We start from the raw sequence: 7,049 nt of genomic DNA, 5'->3' as shown, positions 1-7,049 counted from the left end.
TCAAGGAGGTATCATCCATGCAAAAAGACTCTCGTGAAAGAATCGCCATTAAACGCTACCAGATCATTGCCCCAGTCCTGGCCGAACCCGCCAGAGCCCAAAACGATTACTTCCGGAAACAGGCCGAGCAAGAACACGAAATCCCCTATTATGGCCGACGAAAAGTCGCCGTTTCCACCATGAAGTCTTGGCTCAGGACCTATCGCCGGCGGGGTTTCCATGCCCTCAAGCCCAAAGAACGCTCAGACGGGGGCAGACCCCGGCGCCTCAATGACCAATTGCTCAAAGTCATCGAGGTTAAATGTAAAGCCTTCCCTAACTTCTCCGCCCAAAAACTCTATGAAGAACTTCGGGATCACCACCTGCTCGGAGATCCCCCCGTCCACTATAATACCTTACTCCGTATCGTCAAAACCCAGGGCTGGCTTTCCCTTCAAAAACGCACCGATATCCGCAAAGCCTTCGAGACCGATAACGTCAATGACCTCTGGATCGGCGACTTCATGCACGGCCCCCAAGTCCGTTATCTCAATCGCTCCATCAAAGCCATCCTTTGTGCGGTCATAGATGATCATTCCCGTCTGGTCGTCGGCCAGGCCTTCAGTGCTTCCGAAACCATCGGTGCTCTCACCCCCGTCCTCAAGGAGGCCTTCCTAAGCTATGGTATCCCCAAAAGACTTTACGTGGATAATGGGGCCAGCTTTTCCTCCGATCTACTCGCCAAATGCTGCGCCCTGGCCGGTATCTCCCTCATCCATTCCAAACCCTATGATAGCCCTTCTCGCGGAAAAATCGAGAGGTTCTTCCGCACCATCCGGGATCGTTTCCTTTCCGGCATAAAGGACGATCTCCATCTCGATGATCTCAATCAAGCCTTTTGGGTCTGGCTCCAGGATGACTACCATCATAAACTCCATACCGGTATCGACAATAGGCCTATCGACCGCTATAATGCCTCCGTTTCAAGAGTTGAAATCCGTCGGCTGTCCAAAGCCGAACTCGATGAGATCTTCCTCGTCCGCCACGAACGCATCGTCAATAATGATGCCACCATCAGCTTCAAGGGCTCCCTCTATGAGGTCCCTTCGGCTTATATCCGCCAAAAAATCGAACTCCGTCACCCGGTCGATGATCCCCAGGAACTCTTCCTCTATGATAATGAAATCAGGGTCGGCCGGATCAAACTCCTGGATAAAAAAGAAAACGCCCGCACCTTCCGGCCCCAATCAGTCCCTACCCATCTCTCCTTCCATAAGGGGAGGGTACGCTCATGAAAGATCTCCTCGCCTGGTTCGGTCTCAAGCGCTTCCCCTTTGATAAAAATATCAAACCCGCCGATATGTTCGAGACCGAACCCTTAAGAGAATGCCTGGCCCGTCTGGAATACATCAAACGAAGAGGGGGTATCCTGCTTCTGACCGGTGATCCGGGTGTGGGTAAAACCCTGGCCATGAGACGCTTTGTCGATTCCCTCAATGAAAACCTCTTCAAACCCTTTTATACCCCCTTGGCCACCCTCAGCCGCGCCGATCTCCTTTATCACATCAATCGACTCCTCGGTCTGACTCCCAGGTTATCCAAAAGCGCCATCTACAATCAGATCCAACTGTCCCTTTTGGACTCCAAAGAACAGTCCGGTAAAACCATCCTCCTGATCATCGATGAGGCCCATCTCCTTCAAACCGGCCCCCTGGAAGAACTCCGGCTCCTGACCAACTTCAAAATGGACTCTTACGACCCTTTCATCCTCATCCTCTCCGGTCAGTCCGATCTTAGAAGGGTCATGGAGTTCGCCGTCATGGAGCCTTTCAGCCAGAGAATCGCCATGCGTTTCCATATGCCCGGCCTCTCTCCTGATGAAACCAAAAACTATGTCCTCCATCACCTCAAACTCGCCGGTGCCCAGGAACCCCTCCTTAACGACCAGGCCCTTTTGGCCGTTCATGAAGTCTCCTTCGGCATCCCCAGAAAAATCGGCGCAGTCACCGAAGCCGCTCTAACCTATGCCATGTTCGATCAAAAACGCACCATCTCTCCTGAGATGGTCCTCAAAGTCAAAAACTTGGAAGGTTAGGTTACTTTATCCCGGATCGGGGTCCTTCCCCGGTCCGGTTAATTTTATTCCCAATTCATAACGCCTATGTCCGACCATACTTTTACCCCTACGGAAATCGAACAGATCGTTATCTTAGAAAGACTCTATCTCTATAACCTCGGCCTCCCTTGCGGGGCTTATCCCATTCGTCTACTCATGGAAAAAGATGGAGTCCGTCCATTGCCTTCTTTAAGCACCATTAATCGCATCCTGTCTCGAAACCATCTCACTCATGGCCGAACAGGACTTTATCCATAGCACTTTGTCTTCCAGACCATCCCCCGGTTATTTTATCTAAGTTGAAAATCCCTAAAACACTTCCCCTGCTTTTGAAAAATTACCCTTTATCCAACCCCTCTCCGGTTAATTTATTCCTCCAATCCTCTCTCAAAAAACCGGGGTAATTAACAACTATTCCCAGTCCTAAAACCTGTACCGCCTTCTCACAATTACCACAAAGACCGTAAATCCGGATACTGTCCTCCTCCTTTTCAATGATTTTCTCCAATCTGAAGACCATCTTATCCAGAAGGACCTGGTCAAGCAGGCATTCAAAAACACTGTATTGCACCCGCTCACCGAAATCCTTTAGGGTCTTGGCGATCTTGGTCCTTCGCGGCGTATCCGGAATGTCATAAGAAACAAGATAAAACATTTCCTTCCCTTATCAAATCTCAAGGAAAAACGGGTGATAACCTTTATCCCCTTTTACAAAAGAGGCCAGGTTTTCAATCTGTATCCTGAAGCATTTCCGGAGGGTGGTCTTTTCTTTGGTCTCCGGATGGAGGAATTCATTATTAGTAAAGTCCTCATATTCTGCAAAATAGCGTTTCAGGGCCTCCCGGGTCAAGTACACCCCTTCCCCTTTGGGATTTTTATAAAAATCTTCCTGCTTTAAAACCCGGTTGTTGATCAGCTTTAAGGTGAGGCGATCCGACACCGGCGCCCGGAATTCCTCCAGGAGGTCTGATGCCAACGATGCCCGGCCATAATCAATTTTATGATAATAACCGAGATACGGATCAAACCCGAGGCCATCCAGCAAAGATGAAATCTCATTAAAGACCATGGTATAACCAAGAGAAAGAAGGCCGTTGACCGGATCTGGGGCCGGATATTTTTTCCTCCCGGTAAAGCCGAATTCTCCAAGGATCATTTTCCTGAATCCATTAAAATAAATCCTGGCCGCATTGCCTTCCACCCCATTGAGACTTTCGCCATTTGCTATCTTTGGTACTTCCAAAGCAGCCTTCTCCAGGCCGTTTATTTCTTCCTTCAAGCCGATCTCCGGGTGATTATAACCAAATGAACGAAGGATTTGAAGGGAGTTGGTGATTTTTCCCTGGACGACGCTTTTTGAGAAATCAAGCTTAAAGGCTTCATCTTCATGTTTTTTGAATTGTTGAACCCGCAGATCAATATTTTTAGTCATGGGCGAAGTAAGTTGGCCTATAAGCCGGCCGGTCCGGGTCAGGATGGCCATCTCGATACCGTGCTCAAAAAGCTCATGGACCGCCTGGGTGGTGAACTGGACGTTGCCGAAAATCAGGACCGCCTCGATCTTGTTGCAAGGCACATCCAGCAGGACCTCACCTTCTTTCTGGACGATGATCCGGTCGCCGGTCTTTTTAAGCACAGAACCCTGTTCGGTTAAGTATAAATTGGCCATTTAAAAAGTCCGGAGTCCAAAGTTAGAAGTCAAAAGTCGGTAGTCAGAAGTCAATTGTCAATAGTGATAAAAGGAAACAAATTCTTATAATTTTGAAATGATTGATGAAAGCATTGCCCTTACTTCCTGATATCCGCTCTCCAACATCCTTATAGATGTCCTCATTAATATAACCTTCTTCGAAGCATAACAATAACCAATAATCTGTTTCTCCTGCTTCTCTTCTGGCAATGGTCAATGAATTTTTAAAGACTTTGCCCTTATTACCGCCAAATCCTTCGGCAATGTTTGCTGGAATGGATATTGCGGATCGAATAATTTGTCTCTTTATTATTCTCGATTCTTCATTATTCGGGAAATTCCTGGAAATAGCTAAAATTTTTCTGGCTAGCGCATAGGATTTTTGCCAAACAATCAAATCTCTATAACTTTTTATCGGTTGTTTTCCTTCCATCTTTTTTGACTCCTGACTATTGACTCCTGACTTTCTACTGTGACATCGGCGGCGGCACATAAAGGACTCTTCTTTCCCTCTTGGGTCGGTCAAAAGGGACCATAATCAGGCTACGTACAAAGGTAACCCCAAGAAACTTAAAACCATGTTCAAAGTTGACCACGTCGGATTCATCCAGTTTCAAGAGCAATTTTTCCAAGACTTCACTGGTGAATTCAAGGGCCGCTTGAGCGTCTTTAGGATTTTTACAAAGAACGACAAAATCGTCTGAAAATCTGATAATCCGGTTCCCCTTCTTAAGAAAAGCTTCATCCAACTCGTCCAAGAAAAGGTTGGCCAGGATAGGAGAAATAGGAGAACCCTGGGGAATCCCTTTATTTATGGCCTTGACGGCCTCCCCATCCCAAACCTCAGCCTTCAGCCATAGCCCGATGAGTCGCAAGATTACTTCATCCCGGACATACCTTTTTAGCTTTTCCAATAATAACCCATGATCCACGCTGTCGAAGAAGGCATCAATGTCAGCTTCCACGACCCAGCGGTAACCTTTGTCATAGTATCCCTTAATGCTATAAACCGCCTGCTTAACCGACCTTCCCTTCCTGTAAGCAAAGCTACACTCTTCAAACTCCCTTTCCAGGATGGGCTCTATGATATGGTAAACGGCAGTCTGCGCAACCCGATCCCGCACCGTCGGGATACAGAGTCCCCTGGCCTCTCCATTGCCCTTGTCCACCAGGATTTTCAGCAAAGGAAGCGGGACATAGGAGCCGTCCTTGATCTCCTGGGCCAACTTTTTCAAGTTTTCGTAATAATCCTCTTCAAACCTCCCAATCGTCATCCCATCCACCCCGGCCCGGCCGTGGTTTTCCTTGACGTGTTGGAAAGCTTTAGAAAGGGCATCAAAATTGAATGGGAATTCAAAAGGGATCATGGTCGAATATCATCACATCGCCGGTTACCGGCGAACGGTAAATGAGTTTTTTGGCTTTGCCATGGAGCGCATGAGCCACGGCCAGATATAGCCAGACCGGGGCTTTGCCGGTCAAAACGACTTCGTTGCCTTCACCGGCAAGGCCCTGAGCCTCGGCGATATATTGGCCGAGATCATTGAGCTTAGCTGTATCACTGTACAATTTGGAGGTATCAAGAATTATCATTTTATACCTTCAGCTCATCTATTGATACGAACTCAACGTCGTAGCTAATCACATCCTTTCGGGACTCTGTCTGCACATATTGGGCCTTAATTTTCCTGTTAAATGTTAGTGCCGCACCTGCCACACTGGTAGGTTTTTGGCCTCCTGTAATATCAATCATAATCTGCCCGTCCTGATATCCATGTTTTTCTATCAACCACCAGAGGCCTGATGTCAACTCATCAAACACCTCGAATCCCAACCCAATATACTCACGGTTTTCTTCCATTGGTATTGAAGGGGTATATTTTAAGAATTCACCGTCCTTGTTTTTAACAAGAAGAAAGATTTCGGTGCAATTGAGTTCATCGTACTTTCTAAGGAGGTTCACGAAATGGTGGACCTGCGCGAGAGAACCCTTGCGCAAAGAACCATCGGGCTCCTCTTGATTGTCGGAACAGACAAGAATGATGCTTTTGAGATTACCTCTCCGCTGGTGGTTTATTGCCCTCAGGGGCATTTCCCACTGCCATCTGCCCATCTCCATAGCCTTAATATCCTCGTCCATTTTGTATTGTATATTTGGCGTCAGCCAGTCAGGAATGCAAGTGTTATCCTTTATACTTACATCGGGAAGTTTGGAAAGAAACAAGATAAGATGGTTTCTGTACTCCGCTGGTCTCTCGTTTGAAAGACGCCTTGTTTGGGGGCGAAACCGTGGTATTTTTATGTACAGAAAATAGGCGAAAATAAAGAAAAGAACGATATATCCTATCCTTAAATATGAAGGACAAGTATCTACTCCACTGATCTTAATATCGACAGAATCATATATACTGCTCGCTGCCAAATTTGCCAAAAGCAGGGTTATTGTACCAAGCAAAAATAGCCAAATTTTTTTGAATATTATATTAGAATAAACATGTCGTATCTCCATGATCAACCCTCTTCTCATATAATGTTTAATTTAACGCTGCCGCAAGAACAAAAATGGGGAACAATTCTTTTTGATGGATTGATACCCCTTAATAGAATATAAATCACTATGTCTCTATTGCCCGCAAATTCTTTACCTCTAACTTTCATTTTTTCCGATTAAACTTTCCAAAAATGATCGTTTCTTACTTTTCTTGAAAACTTTGGAGCCCAGCTTATCTTTAATTGCTTTTGCTAATTCCGCCTTTTGAAGATCCGTCTCCAAAATATCAATTTTTTCAATGATTGCAGCAATTGAGCCCGCATCCCCTTTCTTCATCACTGATAAACGATCAAGCAGCTTTTCAAGGTTGTTAACTGTTCCTCTCTTGGTTGTTGACCCCGCACTTTTTGTGGTCGGACCATCGACATCCCTTACAATCTTCTCATGTTCATCTGGAATAATTTGAAATTTTCCATGGCCTATAGCGGTTTTGGCTCCTAAACCGTGTTTCTCAAGGGCAGCCCGAAGTCCTTTTTCAAAAAGAATCGGATATTCACTATGACTCGCAATATCGCGATGTAGGAGAAATCGAAAGACAAAGTTCAACGGATGACCATCCATCTGGGTATCGACGGCCCAAAATTTTTGCGGATTTGGGCTTTGATCCTCTGTTGGGCCTTGTTTCCCATCGTCATAATACTTGGGATAATGGCTGTTCATGATTTCAGCCTTAAGCCGGGGGACACGAGTAGGATAAGCGTCCAGAAAAATAG

General features: G+C 46.2%; 10 protein-coding genes. 3 read left to right on the top strand and 7 right to left on the bottom strand.

All coding sequences use genetic code 11. From position 1 onward, the window contains the following. Positions 1-17: 17 nt before the first annotated feature. The 3 genes from HY879_11720 (at position 18) to HY879_11710 (ending at position 2,353) form a co-directional block, all read left to right on the top strand. Positions 18-1,274 (top strand): DDE-type integrase/transposase/recombinase, encoded by a 1,257-nt coding sequence (locus HY879_11720; protein MBI5604014.1) that lies wholly within the window; start codon positions 18-20, stop codon positions 1,272-1,274. Then, entirely contained in the window at positions 1,271-2,074 is an 804-nt protein-coding gene (locus HY879_11715) for an AAA family ATPase (GenBank protein MBI5604013.1), read from the top strand. The genes HY879_11720 and HY879_11715 overlap by 4 nt, the downstream gene beginning before the upstream one ends. 66 nt (positions 2,075-2,140) lie before the next feature. Next, positions 2,141-2,353 carry a hypothetical protein gene (locus tag HY879_11710; protein ID MBI5604012.1) on the top strand — a complete coding sequence of 71 codons (213 nt, stop codon included), beginning with the start codon at positions 2,141-2,143 and terminating at the stop codon, positions 2,351-2,353. Between the two features lie 79 nt (positions 2,354-2,432). On the opposite strand, the gene cas2 is transcribed toward HY879_11710, so the two are convergent. The 7 genes from cas2 to cmr6 form a co-directional block, all read right to left on the bottom strand. Continuing rightward, entirely contained in the window at positions 2,433-2,750 is a 318-nt protein-coding gene (cas2, locus tag HY879_11705; protein MBI5604011.1) for a CRISPR-associated endonuclease Cas2, read from the bottom strand. Between the two features lie 12 nt (positions 2,751-2,762). Then, entirely contained in the window at positions 2,763-3,764 is a 1,002-nt protein-coding gene (gene cas1 / locus HY879_11700; GenBank protein MBI5604010.1) for a CRISPR-associated endonuclease Cas1, read from the bottom strand. A 43-nt stretch (positions 3,765-3,807) separates the two neighbouring features. Continuing rightward, positions 3,808-4,218 carry a four helix bundle protein gene (locus HY879_11695; protein MBI5604009.1) on the bottom strand — a complete coding sequence of 137 codons (411 nt, stop codon included), beginning with the start codon at positions 4,216-4,218 and terminating at the stop codon, positions 3,808-3,810. A 34-nt stretch (positions 4,219-4,252) separates the two neighbouring features. Continuing rightward, positions 4,253-5,152: an RNA-directed DNA polymerase gene (locus tag HY879_11690; protein MBI5604008.1), complete on the bottom strand. Its 900-nt coding sequence runs from the start codon at positions 5,150-5,152 to the stop codon at positions 4,253-4,255. Beyond that, on the bottom strand, positions 5,139-5,378 hold the full coding sequence (locus HY879_11685; protein MBI5604007.1) for a hypothetical protein: 240 nt from the start codon (positions 5,376-5,378) through the stop codon (positions 5,139-5,141). The genes HY879_11690 and HY879_11685 overlap by 14 nt, the downstream gene beginning before the upstream one ends. Before the next feature lies 1 nt (position 5,379). Then, complete coding sequence (locus HY879_11680) at positions 5,380-6,294, bottom strand: hypothetical protein (protein MBI5604006.1); 915 nt, start codon at positions 6,292-6,294, stop codon at positions 5,380-5,382. A gap of 138 nt (positions 6,295-6,432) precedes the next feature. Further along, positions 6,433-7,049, bottom strand: a 617-nt coding sequence (gene cmr6, locus HY879_11675) for a type III-B CRISPR module RAMP protein Cmr6 (GenBank protein ID MBI5604005.1), incomplete at its 5' end; no start/stop codon positions are given.

Source organism: Deltaproteobacteria bacterium, assembly GCA_016219225.1.
In the GTDB taxonomy this organism is placed as follows: Bacteria; Desulfobacterota; RBG-13-43-22; order RBG-13-43-22; family RBG-13-43-22; genus RBG-13-43-22.
This window is presented reverse-complemented; position numbering and strand designations above follow the sequence as displayed.